This is a genomic window from Aulosira sp. FACHB-615, assembly GCF_014698045.1.
In the GTDB taxonomy this organism is placed as follows: Bacteria; Cyanobacteriota; Cyanobacteriia; order Cyanobacteriales; family Nostocaceae; genus Nostoc_B.
Genome location: NZ_JACJSE010000011.1, coordinates 22,058 through 37,383, shown reverse-complemented (window position 1 = coordinate 37,383; position 15,326 = coordinate 22,058). Strand labels below are relative to the sequence as shown.

Here is a 15,326-nt window from a genome sequence, read left to right as displayed (position 1 = left end):
ACGACTTATTTAGTATTAAATTAAACTAGAACTCGATGATACACCGCAATTCTGAAAACCACTGCTTTTGTGAACTAGCTCCCTTGTATGCCCTTGATTTGTTGGATGAACAAGAGCGAAATTGGGTTGAGCAGCAAATAGCAGAGTGTCCAGAATTAGCCGCAGAGTTAGCAGAGTATGAGTTAGCAGTGACGGCAATTCCTTATACTACTCCTACTGTGCCAATGGCGACAGATTTAAAAAATCGCTTGTTTGAGCGTCTGGATTTAGATACTCCAGAACCAACCCCAGCCAAGGAAGCAGTTACACCGCCTGGATTTTTCGCGGTGCGATCGCAAAATTTGAATTGGCAACCACATGATGTCCCTGGTGTGAAAATCGCCATTTTACACATTGATCAAGTCAAGCGCGAAGTCGTCGGATTATTTCACGCTGATCCTGGTATTCATTATCCTTGTCATCGTCATGCCGCCATTGAAGAAATATACATGATTTCCGGGGATTTGGTGGTTGATGATCAGGTTTATGGTGCAGGAGATTACATCCGTTCCGAACCTGGTTCAGTGCATAGCCCCTATACGAATGGTGGTTGTATGTTTTACTTTCATACCTCAATGGATGATGAATATCCTAGTACAACAAGGCAAAAGTAAAAAAGCTCATATCACAAGCCTTTACCTGCGGATATATCCTCAGCGCAGAAAATTTTAGGATATCAGCCACAAGTGTTGCAGCGAGAGGGGTTAACACAAGAATGGCAGTGGGTGAAGGGATTAGATTAAATGAGCAAGATTTGGATGTAATGCGATCGCATTTTAGGAGTAAAAGTCACAAATCTCTGAAAACTCCAGCGATCGCTGTATCTTAGAAGCATTATTCTTAGGTCAGTGAAACTAAGAATATGGCGGTTCTTACTTGCCTATAATACAGTCGGAACCCCACCCCGCATTTGCTAACGCAAACGCTCCCCTCCCCGCAAGCGGGGAGGGGTTGGGGGTGGGGTTGAAATCTACCTCATCCAACCGAGAACCGCTATATCTATGGATACTCAACTAACTAGTAATGAAATTAATGCTGCACGAGAGTTATTAAGCAATTACGCCCCAGCACAGCACGCATTAGATATTTTAGAGAAACACAACGGTAATTGTGATAGTTCTTTTGATGAACTGTGGGTAGAGCAAAATGGTGTGGTAGTAATGCCAGAGGGTAAATCGCTTTGGCAAACAACGCTGAAAGTATTGCGTCAGGAACTCTGCGGTGATGAAGGATTTCGCGGTCAACTCAAGGAGTATACTAAAAATCCCGGTAGTACACCTTTGCTGACAGGGTTGATTGTTTCTTTGGTGGGTGTAGCAACAGCACATGGTTTACCTCTAGACCCTGCGATCGCTACTGTGATTGTGTTGTATATTCTTAAAATCGGACTCAGTATATTTTGCGACCACACCGAACCACCTGCTGGTAATTCTGGCACTCTCCCGCCAGCAAACTAATGTGCTGACATAGGCATCGCCAAATCTCCTTAATACTTTGATTGTGAGTTTTTATCGCCAGAGGTTTATTAAGAGACATCGCCTGAGATAGTTTCCTCAGCAATGTCTCTTGAGTATCAAAAAGATATATAAGTCAACGATTCGTGAGTTGAGTCTACAATATAAAAAAGTAAGTTATCTATGCTATGGAAAAACTCAATACTCAAACGAGAACTACTATAGGACTCATATTTGATTTATGAAAAAAATCAGTACACCCAGATCAGCCGTCTTTCCTACTCCCTACTCCCCATTCCCTACTCCCTGCTTACACAACTAGATTCAGGAATCAAACCGTATTCCTATATACACATTTATATTAAATTATGAATATCTATGAAATATTGGGAGCCAAACGGGAAGAAATTTTGCAAATTGCGGCAAAATATGGAGCTTATAATATAAGAATTTTTGGCTCAGTAGCCCGTCGTGAGGCAGATGTTAACAGCGATGTTGATTTTTTAGTTGAAATGGAACCAGGACGTAGCCTTTTTGATTTGGGTGGATTATTGATGGAGTTACAAGAAATACTTGGTTGTCAAGTTGATGTTGTCACGGAAAAAGGATTGCGATCGCGTATTCGAGAGCGAGTATTAAGTGAGGCAGTTCCTTTGTGAGGGATAATAGTGAAAAGTTGCGCGATATTTTAGAAGCAATCGAACGTATCGAGAAATATGCAGTTCAAGGTCGGGAAGTTTTTGAAGAAAACGAACTAATTCAAACTTGGTTTATTCAACACCTACAAATTATTGGAGAAGCATCGCGTGTATTATCTGCCGATATTCGTGAGCAAAATCCAGGTGTTCCTTGGTCTCAAATGATTGGGATGCGAAACATTTTAACTCATAATTACTTTGAAATCGATTTAGATGTTGTTTGGTTGGTTGTTGAACGGGAATTACCTAACCTTAAGCCTCAAATTGAAGCGATTTTACAAACATTATCTTGAATATTAAATAGACGAAGGATAACGGGAAAGCGATCGCTACTGTGATTGTGTTGTATATTCTGAAAATCGGACTCAATATATTTTGCGACTACACCGAACCACCTGCTGGTAATTCTGGTACTCTCCCGCCAGTAAACTAATTTTTCTGGAAATCTCCTGAGTTATCATCCCACATTTCCATTACCTGTTCAAAAAGCTGCCTCACTTCCTCCAGCGACATCCCCCAAATATCGGACACGGCTGCTAATAAACTCTCATCCTGAGTAACTTGGTAGAAACGGGCAAGATTACAAAGAGAAATTCCTAAACTATGCTGATCATTAAACTCTACCCAAATATGTAAAGCTTGCAGATAATTTGCTTTCGCTGACTCCAGTTTGCCTAATTCTTCTGCAACGTTTCCCAACTGGTGGTAGGTGCTGGCACAACTATAGCGATCGCCATATTCGATAAAAATCTCCAAAGCCTGTTGATAATTGAGCCTTGCCTCTTCAAATTCGCCCAACTCTTTGGCAACACTTCCCAAATTGTGATAGGGTCTGGCACAACTATAGCGATCGCCAAATTCGATTTTTATATCTAAAGCCTGTTGATAATTGCGCCTAGCTTCTTCAAATTCCCGCAATTCTTGGGCAACACTTCCCAACTGGTGGTAGGTGCTGGCACAACCATAGCGACCGCCATATTCGATATTAATATTCAAAGCCTGTTGATAATTGTGCCTTGCCTCTTCAAATTCCCGCAATTGGTGGGTTTGAGAATCTCTAAATCCCGCCCGACAAAACCATATTCTGGCAACGGGAAGCGATATTGACTACCAAAAGTTTCCCAATATTTTTCTTCTTCCTCTGGTGTAAACGAGCGTAAATTAAAATTCACTGTTTGATTGCAATACACCACAGGTAGCAACCAATCTTCTAAATCAATCGACTTAATATAAGCTTTGCGTGATTTATTATTAAACAATTCCCGCCGACTCAAGCGAATCGCTTCAGTGATGGGTTTGTTATTAAATAAATGACGATAAAGCTGTGCCATCATCAACTTAGCCGCCGACACGGTGACAGAATAGCCCATCGCCACTACCATCTGCATTCCCGCCGTCATTAACCGACTTCCCAAGCTGGTTTCCCGGCTATCTTCGTTAGTATTCATAGCCCCGGAAAACCCCACCCCGGCTGCGCCACCCCTCCCCGCAAGCAGGGAGGGGTTAAGAGAGAAAATCTGATTAGCTTCGTCGGCTACGGAGTTGGGTAAAGGCTGAACATTAGCATTATCATTCACCCCCGCCTCGCCTACGGAATTAACCTTAGCCCCCTCATCGCCTGCGGGGAGGGGGTTGGGGGTGGGGTTCTTCACCTGCTTCCCTGACTGACAAGCATTGAGAATACAAACGGGAATTCCCTTCCCTGTCAGCAAATCGGCTAACTCCTGCGCCTCAACTAAATCAACTTTTCCCTGAGTCTCGCCCTCAAAGGCTAAAAACGCCCTCACGCCGTCAAATTTCTGCCAATCATTCCGCCCATAGCGCCCTTGATATAAATAACGCCCTGGTTTTTTGGGTTTTTGTATTTCTTCATACGTCATCAACGCCCCATGACAATCTAAATGAATGACATGGTAATATCCCTCGCCTTTGGCTTCTAAATGATCAGATAAAGCTTGGTAAGTTCCGGGACGCAGTAATTCTATATTCACCCGCAGGTGGCTATTTTCAATCAAATCCAGCAACGGGCGAGAAATTGTCCGATAACCTACGTCCTGTTCTTCATCTGGACGCGCCACCACTACTAATAAATTGATTGTGGGGGAAGTTTGCACATCCGCATAGATGGGTGCTGGTTTGTTACTCTTCCGCACCATCACACAATCTACCGCTAAGGGACGGGGTAAATCTGGGTCACGCAACGCTTCCCAATGCAGTGCTTGAAATTCTGGTGTTTTACCGACAATTTCAATTTGTAATTGACTTAAATTCCTCCGCAAGAGGTCATATTCACTGTAAGCTTTGCGATTAGCAAAAACCTGCTCAAATAACTCTTCGCCATAAGTTTTAATACTAGCTGCTGCTGCTTCTGCCTTCACAGTATCCAACAGGGGAAAAATCAACCATTCCTCAAAATACCACTCTAGTTGTTTTTCTACCTTGGATGAAAAAGGGTCGGTAATTTTTACTGGATACTCGCCTCTCCCATCAAAGCTGAGAATGGCATTAAATCCGCCTTCTGTTGTTGATTCTTCCCGAATTGTGATAGTTGGCATAGTGTAGCTGATGCTATTGGCGCATAGTCTTATGCTACACAACACAATCGTTTTTTTCCGGCACAGTTTGTTTGACATCTCCCCCAACCCCTCTCCGCGTCGGAGAGGGGAGTAAAGAAGTTGATAAAAAACTGATATTAGAAGTGAAAGTCACAAATTTCGGAAAAATCCAGCGATCGCTTGCTATAAATATCAGAAGACTTGACGTGCTTCTAAGTGGGCTGTAATTTCTTGGCGAGTGCGCCAAACAGGACGCAATTCCTGACGAGCAAATAATGGTAGTTGATCGTCAATATGGGGTGAATTTGGTTGTGTAGCATTACCATAACTAGTAAGAGCCTTGGCTTTCACTGGTTGGGAAAACTCTACAGCCGCAACAAAAGAATCACCATTAAATGCTTGAAAGCGTCCATTATCCGCCGGGACAAAATAGACGGTGCGGAAGATACCTTTTCCGCCATCACCACCATTAGCAGGTAAGTCTAAATTGCCATACCGCAATCTAAAAACCTCACCCCAAGGAACATCAAGAGTTCCATAGGTCTGTTCTATTTTTGTCGCTGCATCTACTAAAGCTTTGACTGCACTTTGTGAATCAGCCAAACCATCTGGTGTGCTGAGGGGAGATTTTTCACTCCAAGGAGTACTAAATACTGTATTCAAATCGAGATTATCTACCCAAGCGTTAAATAGTACAGCGCCTCGGCTATTGGCATTCGCTTGGCGATCCCATTTTGTTAGTACTTCCGCAGCGCGGCGTGCTGTTTGATTGTCTTGTTTTTGGGCAGCAGGAATCAAATCATCGAGGATTCTTTCTGCTAGTTCCATTCGTGTCGAATGTTTATAAGTAATCATTTCCTCAAAGGAAATACTCTCATCCTCCGCTAACATTTTGGCAGAACGTTGGGCGCGGAAATCCATTGGCCATTGTGGTGCCATATAAGGTGGATAATTTTCGGCTTTAATAGCGACAGGAAAAGTCGTAGTCCAAGGTGGGTCATTGGCATTTTGCAACCATCCACTAGGCGGGTCTATGACTCTGGGTAAGTCTCGATATGGGTGCATTTTCGTCCAGAGAGTTTTTGAGGTATCACCTGGAATAATGTTTTGCCAGTATGCAAAGTCTCCTTGTTGGCGTACAGGAACCAGACCGTTAAATAGGTGCATAATATGGCCTTCACGGTCGGCATACAGAACAGTAAACATGGGTATTTGCAAGCGTTGTAATGCTTTTTGAAATTGGGTGAAATTTTTGGCGCTTGCCATATCCCACCACTGTTCTAAAATGCCGGGACTGTTTTGACCAACGACACGCAACGCGAGGGTTTTTCCTTCTTTGGCGCTAACTACAGGCCCATGAACCGAACTTTTGACTGTGAAAGTTTGCTTTTGGAAAGAACCATCTTTTTGCTTGATTTTTAAGGGAAAGTTCGTTGTTTCAAAAGGGCGAACTTTGTTATCGAAAAGATAACCATCTTGTTGTAATTTTAGTTCGTAAACATCCCAACCATCATGGGTGTTGACGGTATGCGTCCAACCTAAATTATCGTTGAAGGCGATCGCTAAAACAGGAACACCCACCAATGTTGCCCCATAGGCATCAATTCCAGGGGCAGTAATTTGGGCTTCGTACCATAAAAATAAATCTGCCCAAGGTAGGTGAGGGTTGGCTAATAGCATTGCTTTTCCACTAGCTGACCGTTTTGGTGCGATCGCCCAACCATTAGAACCAGGCGCAGATTTTGTATGATGTATATTACCAACCTGTCCCTGATCGACGACAAAAGTAAACAACATAACTCGCTGTAAATGTGCGAGTACATCTTGTGGTGTAACTGGCAATACTACTTTGACTTCATTGTCAATTAAATCAGGATACTTTTTAGCATAATTATTAATGCCATTGGCAAAAGCCTGGATATAATTCCGAAATGCAGGATTTTGGGCTGTGTACCAAGCATCAGCACGTTTGGGTACACCCATTGTCAAAACCCATTTGTCTGATTCGAGATAATCTTCTCCCCAATATTCTGCGGCTTTGCCTCGTGCTTGTCCGTAGAGACGCAATAGTAAGTTTCCGTGACTTTGCATCTGCGCCCATCCAAAAGCTTGGAAAGCATTTTGAGGATTATTCCCATAAATATGGGGTATACCGTAAGTATCCCACAGAATTTCTGTGGTTTTCGTGACTGAACTAATACTTGGACTACTGACTAATAAAGTCAAAAAAAGACCAATTAGAACAGGTAAGAATCTGCGTGATATTTTTTGCCACTGCATCAGGAACAGTGTTTTTTTTTTAACAAAAGAGAACATTAGAGTTGGATTGTGCGTTGATTCGCCAAACTAATTGAGAGAATTTCTCAATTTCTCAAATACTCTAGTATCTTTTGGAAAAATGATCAATAGCTATTCAAAAATATTCTCAATAAGCTTATGCCCTCAGATTGAACAATTTTTACAGGCTAATGTCATGTCCGGTAAATCAGTTATGGTTCAGCATATCTGTGCAGAAAGACAAAACTCTTTTTCTCCCTGCGTTCTACCATGTATGCACAAGTCAAAAATTTGTAGTATAAAACCCTATCCCGCCTTGAACTAAAGTTCCAAGCTCATAGCCAAAGTCCACAAAGAGTGGACTGTCAGACATTTTGAGTTGAGTCATCTTCAGATGACTTGCGCTATGAGACTCGGAATTCATTCCAAGGCGGGACAGATGGACTTAATCCAGATTTATGTGTACACCGCAGTTCCCTGCACCATTTAGCGTTGCTGATTAGTGGGATGTTTTTTGTTTCGCGCAAAGGCAAGGCAGCGCGTTGGGCGGGTTTCCCGACTTGTAGACGCGCTCTGCGCGGCTTCTCGCAGAGTAGCGACTGCCGCGCAAAGACGCAAAAAATTAATATTTTATTTTTGTTAAACATCTAAATTCATCCCGCATTTATGCAACGCCCACCATTTATGATAAGTCTGTTATCGGATACAATATGACTCAACTCTACTCCTAAACCTTTCGGTCTTTTTGACCTTCATCTCCCAACATTTGCAGTAATTTTCGCGCTACTAACACACTAACTACCCCAGCACCAATTAATTCTACAGCCTGAACAACTTTCTTACCGACATTATGAGAGTCTAAATGGTGATGAAATATCTCTTCATCTAGCCATTCTGTCGTTGCTTTAAAGTCATGAATTGGGGTTGGTAATAGCGTTAAATAAGTACCTTGGCGAATTAAATGTGCGGGTTCTCCTGTAACTTCAAAAACGTTGAATAAATTTGCAGCAGCGTCATTAATGCCTAACTTTAATAGAGTACCTCGGATATTCACTCTAGCTGGTTTGGGGTCTTCTCCTAAAGCGATCGCTTTTAAATTCTGAGCAATACTTGTACCTTGTTGATAAGCAACTTGCGCTGTCGGTGGTAGGGAACTATCTATAACTGCTGCACAATCACCACCAGCAAAAACTTCGGGAAAATTGAGCAATTGCATCGTAGGAGAAACGAAGGGACGGTGATGATGATCACGATGTTCTTTGGGGATGGGTAAATCTTGAATTAGGGGATGGATTGAAGTACCAGCAGTCCAAACTGTTGTATGTGTTGCTAGAGTTTTAATTTCATTATTAGTTTTATATTCAATTGCATAAGGATGAACAGCAGTAGCTTCTGCTTGTGTTAGAATTTCTATAGTTGTGCTACGTTTTTGTAATTCTTTTTCGGCAATTGGACGCAAAGGATAGTTAATATCTCCATCAAGAATGTTGTGACCATGATTGAGCATAATCACTCGAATTTCTTGAGAATTACCACCTAAAGCTTTATACCAATGTGGGAGAAAATCAGCTAAAGTTGCAGCCATTTCCACCCCAGAAGCACCACCACCAACTACAGCTACTGTTAACAGTTTGCGACGTTGTTCTATATCTTTTGTTTGAATAGCTGTTTGTAAACAATCACGTAAATGTTTATCCAGTGCGATCGCATCTGCTTGTGTCCAAAACGGAAAGGCATTTTCTTTAGCACCTGCAACTTGATGATAGCCAGTGACACTACCTAAAGCTAATACTAAGTTACTGTAATTGTAAGAGTTGCCCGAAACTAATTTGACTTCTCGTTGATGTAAATCTATTGACTGCACTGTATCTTGAACAAAGATGACACCACTGCCTTTTAGTAATTCCGAAAAACGCGGTACTACTTGAATAGAATCCATCTCGCCATCAAAATATTCATACAGCAATGGTTTAAAGCAAAATCGCTCATTGCTATCAATTAAAATTACCGAACGCGGATAATGTTGATGAGCTAAATTTAAGGCGGTAAATAATCCTGTAAAACCACCGCCGATAATAATAGTTTGATAAACAGTACTATTCATAAAAATTATAATTTTTACAGATTGATTTTATCTAGTACAAAAAGTCAAAAGGAAAAATAAAGAATAGTCATACCACAAGCCTTTTAGCAATTTCTTATGGTCACTGAGCGTACTTGTACTGAGCGCAGCCGAAGTAGTCGAAGTAGTCGAAGTGTGGTTTATTTATTTGCGCTGACCTGTACTAAAGACATAGTAGAACATCAATTTTGACTCTGAAATACAGCAGTTTTCATCCCAATGAGGTAAATTCATCTAGCCTCTAACCTCTAACCTCTATAAACTTATACTTCACTCAACCCAAAAATACTGTATTGACCAATCAAATAAATAAAAAGAAAGTAATTAAGACTGCGCTCAAAGCAATGGCAAACATAATAGCGTATTCAACTCGACGGCTAAAAAATCCCACAGCCGCAACGAGGGCGATCGCTAGTCCAATAATGCCGATATATTGACCTTTCTGTAAATTTCTGGCTATCAGTGGGTCTTGGTTTGTCCCTGGTGGTGGAGTTTCTTTAATTGCTCTTGGTGGTGGTAATTCTTGTGCTAATAACTTCATAATTTTACCCTTAAAATAGTTTGAATTTTGATTAATGTTAAATAGAGTCATCAGTAAATATTTGAAGAAAAATCAAACTTTAAAAACTATCTTAGGGATGATTATTTATAAAAATGATGAATATACAGCGATTTTGAAGTAAGTGAGGTACACCAGAAGTATTAAGTAATGAGTAATGAGTAATAAGTAAATTTCTGACTCATTACTTTTTTCAATCAGTTGCTGTACCTCATAAATATCGAATCTATGGACAAATTTATCTGCGTCCATCCGCGTGCATCTGCGGTTAATTAAGTCTGACCTTATATGGTTCCTATGATAAAAATTTAGGTGTAGTTGGCTGGCGGAACGGAACCCAACATTCACGCATACTTTGTTGGGTTATGCTATCGCTACACTTAACCTACTATTCTTTTCACTGAACCGTATTGGGTTATAACAGAACAGTAAAAAATATTTGTACTTTTTGTTTAAGCTTATTTAGAAAAATTACTGAGGCTTTTAGACTGGCAAAGTGGCTTGAGAAGCCAGTCCAGCATCATCTTTTCTGTAGAAGGAGCAGTTATATGGAAACGGAAACGACATATCTGGAGCTTTCCGATGGGAAGTCGCACAAGTTCTATGAAGTCACAATCAACGATGTAGAAGTAACAGTACGCTATGGGCGAATTGGTGATTCAGGCAAAACAACTGTCACAACCTATGATAATGCCCAAAAAGCGCAGGCAGAAGTGACAAAACTCGTTAATTCTAAGCTGAAGAAGGGTTATGAACGGGCAAAAAAAGGCGATCGCACCAAGCAACCAATTTCTCGAAGCGATCGCCGTTTGGCTCGATTAAACCATCTCCGGCGCACTGGCTGGAAACCTTTAATTAAACCGACTTTGGATGCACCCTTCGCATCTAAATATCTGGGTAAACCTTGGCTAAGTCCTGGTACAAATTATCCTCATTGTTCTCGTTGTGGAAAATCTCTAGACTTTCATGTGCAACTGAATTTGCAAGAATTACCTGAAAGCTTGCAAGGCAAATTTGGCACTGGACTATTTCAACTATTTTCCTGTTTCTCGTGCTATATACAATTCCCCCAAATTGTGGCAATTCCTGAATCAGCAATGCCAACACCACCAGAGCCGGAAATTAGTGTAGAAGATGTTGCAAACCTCAGTACATGGACACCCTATGTAATTCAAACCAGTGGCATTGATGACTTTCATGGTCGCTATATGCTGCAAATTGTCGGATGGCAACCTTTTGATGACTATCCTTTCTATGAGGAAGCACAGGAAACCTATGGCACAGAATACACTGAATACGAAGAAATGCTAATCTTCCATGTTGATGCACAGGATTGTGAATACTACGAGGAAGACGACCCCGACAGACCGACAGCAATAGATATTCAATTAGCTTGGGATAGAACAGCAGATAAGCTTTCGGGGTGGGGCTACTGGGGACAACAAGTGGAGCATCAGTATTGTCGGATCTGTGGTCAACCCATGCAAATCTTTTATCAATTAGGTCAAGGTATTGAATACGAAGGCAACACTGGATTTGACTATGATAGGGATAATCTCTTGCTGGTGTTTCAGTGTGCCGAACACAAAGATGAATTTAGCTGCTATGGCAGTGCGTTTTAGTCAATAATTTTTTATTGCCTGCTTTTAGGAGATAGTATGGCTGAGAATTTGCCATCGTCAGAAACAGAACTCATTATCTCTCAAACTCAATCTCAGTGGCGTAATGTTTGCAGCACACACCTGGATTTAGAGCAAGCTACAATTGCAATTCAGACATTGTATAAATATGCCGGATTGGCGAAACCAGAAGTCCAGTTTTTTGATAGTCCAGCAGCCGCAAGACAGCAGATTGAACAACAAAGTATGCAATCTGACTGTATGTTAGCGGAGTTATGGGAAGTGTTACGCGAAGATTTGTGGCGATCGCTCTCTCGTAGTTTAGGCACATTACAAACTGAATTAACCCACCGCATCAGAAATCCCCTCTCTGAACTATGGGAAGGCTCTTTTCAACGCATTATATTGGATAGATTAACTGAGGTTTTAGGAGATTTTTTAGGAGATTGTTTATTACCAGAATGGGGTATTTGCTGGGCAGCAATGTTTACAGCAGCACATCAGCTAGGAGTCCCACTGGCACAAGACAAATACAATCTGTTTTGCAACTATATGCAACAGGTAGGTTGGATGTTTCCTTATGAAGGAGTGGCGATCGCAATTTTGCGTCCTCTGATTCGCCGCAATAGTGCAGGGGAAATTCATGGCGAAGGAATTCCGGCAATCGAGTTTCCTGACGGTTATGGTGTCTATGCCTATCGGGGAATTCCTTTGCCAGAGAAGTATGGTAGACTCCACCCAACAAATTGGCGTGCTGAGTGGTTACTAGAACAACGAAATGCAGAACTACGGCGGGTTTTGATTCAAGGCATTGGCTATGAACGGATTTGTCAAGAGTTGCAAGCGAAGGAAGGCGACAACTGGCAAGAATACACCTTGCTGCAAATTGAGTCTGAGGTTGACATTGAACCTATACATTTGCTGAAAATGACTTGTCCCAGTACTGGCTTTATTCATGTATTGCGGGTTCCACCAGATATCAGTTCTGCCCGTGAAGCAATTTGCTGGGTAAATTGGGGGATCGATCCAACTGAGTTTGCTGTTCAAAGCTGATATTTATGCTGGTGCGATCGCCAAATTTGGGATCATCGTGGTCGGGTAGCAGGACTATATCCCTCTTCTGTCACTTTCCGGTTTCTCCTATTAATAAAAAGTTTTAAACATACGCTACATCAATAGATTCAGGTATTTGTCGTTAACATTTAGTCATCTTGTGGAATTTTAATTCAGAAAAAACTGGGCGATCGCCCACTGTATCATACCATTTCACGAAATTACTGATAGAAATCGCTTCCTCTGCAACTCTGCTTCTGGTCGCCGAGCGAAGTCGAGGCGCTACTTGCATATCCGTATCATTTTTAAAGTGAAATGGTATCAGAACTCTAGAATTCAGAAATGATAAAGCTTTTCGGAGAGTGACAGAACAGGGTTATATTAGAAAATAAACGCTCAAACCCTTGTTATATACAAAGTTGAAAACTTAGCTCAGATTTTTATTTTTTCAGAGTGACAGAACAGGGTTAATTACTCAACAAAAAACGAAAGAATGATTTTGGAGGGGGTTTGGGGGACGCAACCGTCCCCCAATCGGGGGATTGGGGGAGAATCCCCCAAATCTTGCTCATTGTCTAATATGGTAGAGCAGAAATTGAGAAATCAAGTCTCATCACCTTAACTGAAGCGTGTTTGACAAACTTCTAGGCGTGAGAACAGATTAACGCATAATTGCCACCAATTAGCAGTAGCGATCGCACTATGCCATTCCCAAACGCCTAAGACTTTGACGCGCCAAACCGACTCAAAAAAGCCAAAAAACGGCAAATGTCCCATTGGTGCATCTTCTGTCCAAGTGAGGTTGTCATAACTCAGCCAAGCATCTTTTAACCGCCAGCCAACTCGGTTAGCAAAATCAATGCAAGTTTCCGACGCTGCAACTTTGGCACTACCCAGCATTAAAGATAACACCGGGTCTGATGCAGAACTCGCAATGCTTTGGTAAATGCGTTGCTGGACACTGAAACCGAAGTGTCCGTGACTGTATTTTACCCAGAGGCGATCGATAGTCAGTAAATCAATACAAGGTAGGTTTTCTAAGCTCTGCAAATCAAGGTGGCGTTGTTGTTCTCTTTGCGCCATTTTTAATATCAGATTTGTGGTTTCTGCATCGGCTTCTAACCATCTACCAGCTTGTAATAAATCTCGCAATTGCGAGTAATCTATGCCTAAAGATGAACTTAAATCATCATCTTCTATTGGTTGAGTAGAACTGTCAGGGACAAATGAATGCTTCTCTGGGAAAACTTCTATAATTCCTTGGGAACCAGATAACCAAAAATATAATTTAACTTCACTGGATGCTAAATTGATTTGTAATTGGGTAATTAAACTAGCGGCTGTGAGTCCAGAAGATTGCTTATCTTGATTGAAGATATCTAATAAAGTCTTAGCAAAAGTTTCACTCGCATTATCTGGTGCTGTACTAGCTATTAAACATTGTCCGGCATCTGTGCCTAGTTGTAATTCCTCTACCCAATCGCGGATATTACTATCTGGGAACGGACAATCTAAAATAATAATTTGTTGTGACTTACACAGGCGTAACTGCTTGCGTAACCAAGCTCGATGAATTACGGTACCATCAGCTAATACTAATACTGCTTCACCTGTGGATGTTTCTTGAACTTGTCCACGTAAATATAAAAATATTGTAGCAGTTTCTTGGACTTGATATTCTTTGGGAGATTCCGAGAAAGATTCGGCAAGTAAGCACTTTTGAATGGCTTTGCGGACATCTGAATTTATACTATTGCCACGCCCGTTCCAATAATTAATTTCAAAATTACCAGAATTGCTGAGTGTTTTGATGAAAGCGGAAGCACTTTTAATCTGAGAAAATCCATCAATAATTAAACCTTGGCGGGGATGACGTGTGGCACCTTTTTGATTTGGTTTTAGTCCTAAAATTACCTCACCCACACCTTCGACAATTCGTTTCGGTGTTTGTAAAGTATATTCCGAATGAATTTGATTTTCGCCTCTACCTTTTTTGAGTTGATTAATGACTCGCAATTGTTGATTAGCTTTATCTATATATGCCAGTGTTTGATGATAAACATAGCGGTACAAACCATCAGCTTCAATAATTCCCTGAAAATCTGCGGCTTCTCCCCGCAATCCGCGAATTAAATAGTAAGTGAAAACTCCGTGACCTAATTGGGAAAATTCCCAAGATTGTTGACCGCGATCGCAAGATAATAAAGCATAAAATCCCTTTCTCTTAGCTGCTCTTTGGCGGAGAATTTCTACTAATTCTTGTGTAGAATCTAGCAAAGGATTTTTTTCGCCCCTCGCCCCCACAAAAGTCAAATCACCACTATGACAAGCATCTAACCAAACTAACTGTTGTTGGGCAGCACTATTTTCTAATATTTGCAATAATTCTTGTAATTGCAACCCAGTGTTAATTAAATTATCTTGTTGAGTGTCTTGCAAACACAAAACCACCTGTTTATCAGATGGTTCTAACATTCCGTGACCAGAAAAATAAACTAGTACTGTATCTATAGCTTGAGCCGCCGCCGCAATTTCTTTTAAACTATTGCGGATATTTTCTAATAAAGGTAAATTCTCACTATGATCACAATAAACTCGCAATTCTTTTTGAGGAAATCCTGCCGTTGCTGCACTTAACGCTGCACTTAAACCTTGGCAATCTTGTGCAGAATAACGTAAACAAGGTATGCGCTCATCTTGATATTGATTAACTCCCACTAACAACAGCCACAGTTTTGCTACACCAGTTTCTAGGTTGCGCGTAGAGTTACTAGTCCGAACACTTACTGGACACATCTATGAGAAGTTCCTCAACAATAAAGCTAAGTGCATTGTATCTAGAGAAACCTATCTTAACGCTCAAAAGCTTACCAATCAACCCTTACTAGTCCAAAATCTAAAATCTTAAATCCAAAATGCTACTAGTAGTCTGCCAAGATAACTTTGCGTG

Annotated in this window: 12 protein-coding genes and 2 pseudogenes; 7 read left to right on the top strand and 7 right to left on the bottom strand. The window is 41.2% G+C overall.

Features of this window, described 5'->3' with window-relative positions; genetic code table 11:
* Positions 1 to 35 precede the first annotated feature (35 nt).
* The 5 genes and pseudogenes from H6G77_RS18745 to H6G77_RS18730 all read left to right on the top strand — a co-directional run bounded on the left by H6G77_RS18745 (position 36) and on the right by H6G77_RS18730 (position 2,484).
* Complete coding sequence (locus tag H6G77_RS18745) at positions 36 to 653, top strand: cupin domain-containing protein (RefSeq protein ID WP_190872395.1); 618 nt, start codon at positions 36 to 38, stop codon at positions 651 to 653.
* 27 nt (positions 654 to 680) lie between these two features.
* Positions 681 to 782, top strand: a pseudogene (locus H6G77_RS35780) (UDP-glucose 4-epimerase); the annotation flags it as partial.
* 258 nt (positions 783 to 1,040) lie between these two features.
* A complete protein-coding gene (locus H6G77_RS18740; RefSeq protein ID WP_190594861.1) occupies positions 1,041 to 1,496 on the top strand; it encodes a hypothetical protein in 456 nt (151 codons plus the stop codon).
* A gap of 365 nt (positions 1,497 to 1,861) precedes the next feature.
* Complete coding sequence (locus tag H6G77_RS18735; protein WP_062295024.1) at positions 1,862 to 2,152, top strand: nucleotidyltransferase family protein; 291 nt, start codon at positions 1,862 to 1,864, stop codon at positions 2,150 to 2,152.
* Complete coding sequence (locus tag H6G77_RS18730) at positions 2,149 to 2,484, top strand: HepT-like ribonuclease domain-containing protein (protein ID WP_190872394.1); 336 nt, start codon at positions 2,149 to 2,151, stop codon at positions 2,482 to 2,484. The genes H6G77_RS18735 and H6G77_RS18730 overlap by 4 nt, the downstream gene beginning before the upstream one ends.
* A gap of 136 nt (positions 2,485 to 2,620) precedes the next feature.
* On the opposite strand, the gene H6G77_RS35775 is transcribed toward H6G77_RS18730, so the two are convergent.
* The 5 genes and pseudogenes from H6G77_RS35775 to H6G77_RS18710 form a co-directional block, all read right to left on the bottom strand.
* Positions 2,621 to 3,187, bottom strand: coding sequence for a tetratricopeptide repeat protein (locus H6G77_RS35775; RefSeq protein ID WP_242049250.1), 567 nt, complete (start codon positions 3,185 to 3,187; stop codon positions 2,621 to 2,623).
* A gap of 50 nt (positions 3,188 to 3,237) precedes the next feature.
* A pseudogene (locus H6G77_RS35770) lies at positions 3,238 to 4,746 on the bottom strand (CHAT domain-containing protein); the annotation flags it as partial.
* A 192-nt stretch (positions 4,747 to 4,938) separates the two neighbouring features.
* Positions 4,939 to 7,062: an acylase gene (locus H6G77_RS18720; protein ID WP_190872393.1), complete on the bottom strand. Its 2,124-nt coding sequence runs from the start codon at positions 7,060 to 7,062 to the stop codon at positions 4,939 to 4,941.
* Positions 7,063 to 7,750: 688 nt separating this feature from the next.
* A complete protein-coding gene (locus H6G77_RS18715) occupies positions 7,751 to 9,127 on the bottom strand; it encodes an NAD(P)/FAD-dependent oxidoreductase (RefSeq protein WP_190872392.1) in 1,377 nt (458 codons plus the stop codon).
* 319 nt (positions 9,128 to 9,446) lie between these two features.
* Complete coding sequence (locus tag H6G77_RS18710; RefSeq protein WP_190594857.1) at positions 9,447 to 9,686, bottom strand: hypothetical protein; 240 nt, start codon at positions 9,684 to 9,686, stop codon at positions 9,447 to 9,449.
* Positions 9,687 to 10,252: 566 nt separating this feature from the next.
* On the opposite strand from H6G77_RS18710, the gene H6G77_RS18705 reads away from it, so the two are divergent.
* Together H6G77_RS18705 and H6G77_RS18700 are read left to right on the top strand one after the other, a co-directional pair.
* On the top strand, positions 10,253 to 11,326 hold the full coding sequence (locus H6G77_RS18705; protein WP_190872391.1) for a WGR domain-containing protein: 1,074 nt from the start codon (positions 10,253 to 10,255) through the stop codon (positions 11,324 to 11,326).
* Between the two features lie 36 nt (positions 11,327 to 11,362).
* The gene (locus tag H6G77_RS18700) at positions 11,363 to 12,376 is read left to right on the top strand and encodes a DUF6745 domain-containing protein (RefSeq protein ID WP_190872390.1); all 1,014 of its coding nucleotides are present in this window, start codon (positions 11,363 to 11,365) and stop codon (positions 12,374 to 12,376) included.
* A 142-nt stretch (positions 12,377 to 12,518) separates the two neighbouring features.
* Here H6G77_RS18700 and H6G77_RS18695 read toward each other — a convergent pair whose 3' ends face one another.
* A complete protein-coding gene (locus tag H6G77_RS18695; protein ID WP_190872389.1) occupies positions 12,519 to 12,668 on the bottom strand; it encodes a hypothetical protein in 150 nt (49 codons plus the stop codon).
* Positions 12,669 to 12,994: 326 nt separating this feature from the next.
* Positions 12,995 to 15,172: a GUN4 domain-containing protein gene (locus H6G77_RS18690; RefSeq protein ID WP_190872388.1), complete on the bottom strand. Its 2,178-nt coding sequence runs from the start codon at positions 15,170 to 15,172 to the stop codon at positions 12,995 to 12,997.
* Between the last annotated feature and the right edge of the window lie 154 nt (positions 15,173 to 15,326).

Coding starts and splice junctions, on each gene's coding strand:
- H6G77_RS18745 (WP_190872395.1), top strand. CDS start 36: ATGATACACCGCAATTCTGAAAACCACTGCTTTTGTGAACTAGCTCCC.
- H6G77_RS18740 (WP_190594861.1), top strand. CDS start 1,041: ATGGATACTCAACTAACTAGTAATGAAATTAATGCTGCACGAGAGTTA.
- H6G77_RS18735 (WP_062295024.1), top strand. CDS start 1,862: ATGAATATCTATGAAATATTGGGAGCCAAACGGGAAGAAATTTTGCAA.
- H6G77_RS18720 (WP_190872393.1), bottom strand. CDS start 7,062: ATGTTCTCTTTTGTTAAAAAAAAAACACTGTTCCTGATGCAGTGGCAA.
- H6G77_RS18715 (WP_190872392.1), bottom strand. CDS start 9,127: ATGAATAGTACTGTTTATCAAACTATTATTATCGGCGGTGGTTTTACA.
- H6G77_RS18710 (WP_190594857.1), bottom strand. CDS start 9,686: ATGAAGTTATTAGCACAAGAATTACCACCACCAAGAGCAATTAAAGAA.
- H6G77_RS18705 (WP_190872391.1), top strand. CDS start 10,253: ATGGAAACGGAAACGACATATCTGGAGCTTTCCGATGGGAAGTCGCAC.
- H6G77_RS18700 (WP_190872390.1), top strand. CDS start 11,363: ATGGCTGAGAATTTGCCATCGTCAGAAACAGAACTCATTATCTCTCAA.
- H6G77_RS18695 (WP_190872389.1), bottom strand. CDS start 12,668: ATGCAAGTAGCGCCTCGACTTCGCTCGGCGACCAGAAGCAGAGTTGCA.
- H6G77_RS18690 (WP_190872388.1), bottom strand. CDS start 15,172: ATGTGTCCAGTAAGTGTTCGGACTAGTAACTCTACGCGCAACCTAGAA.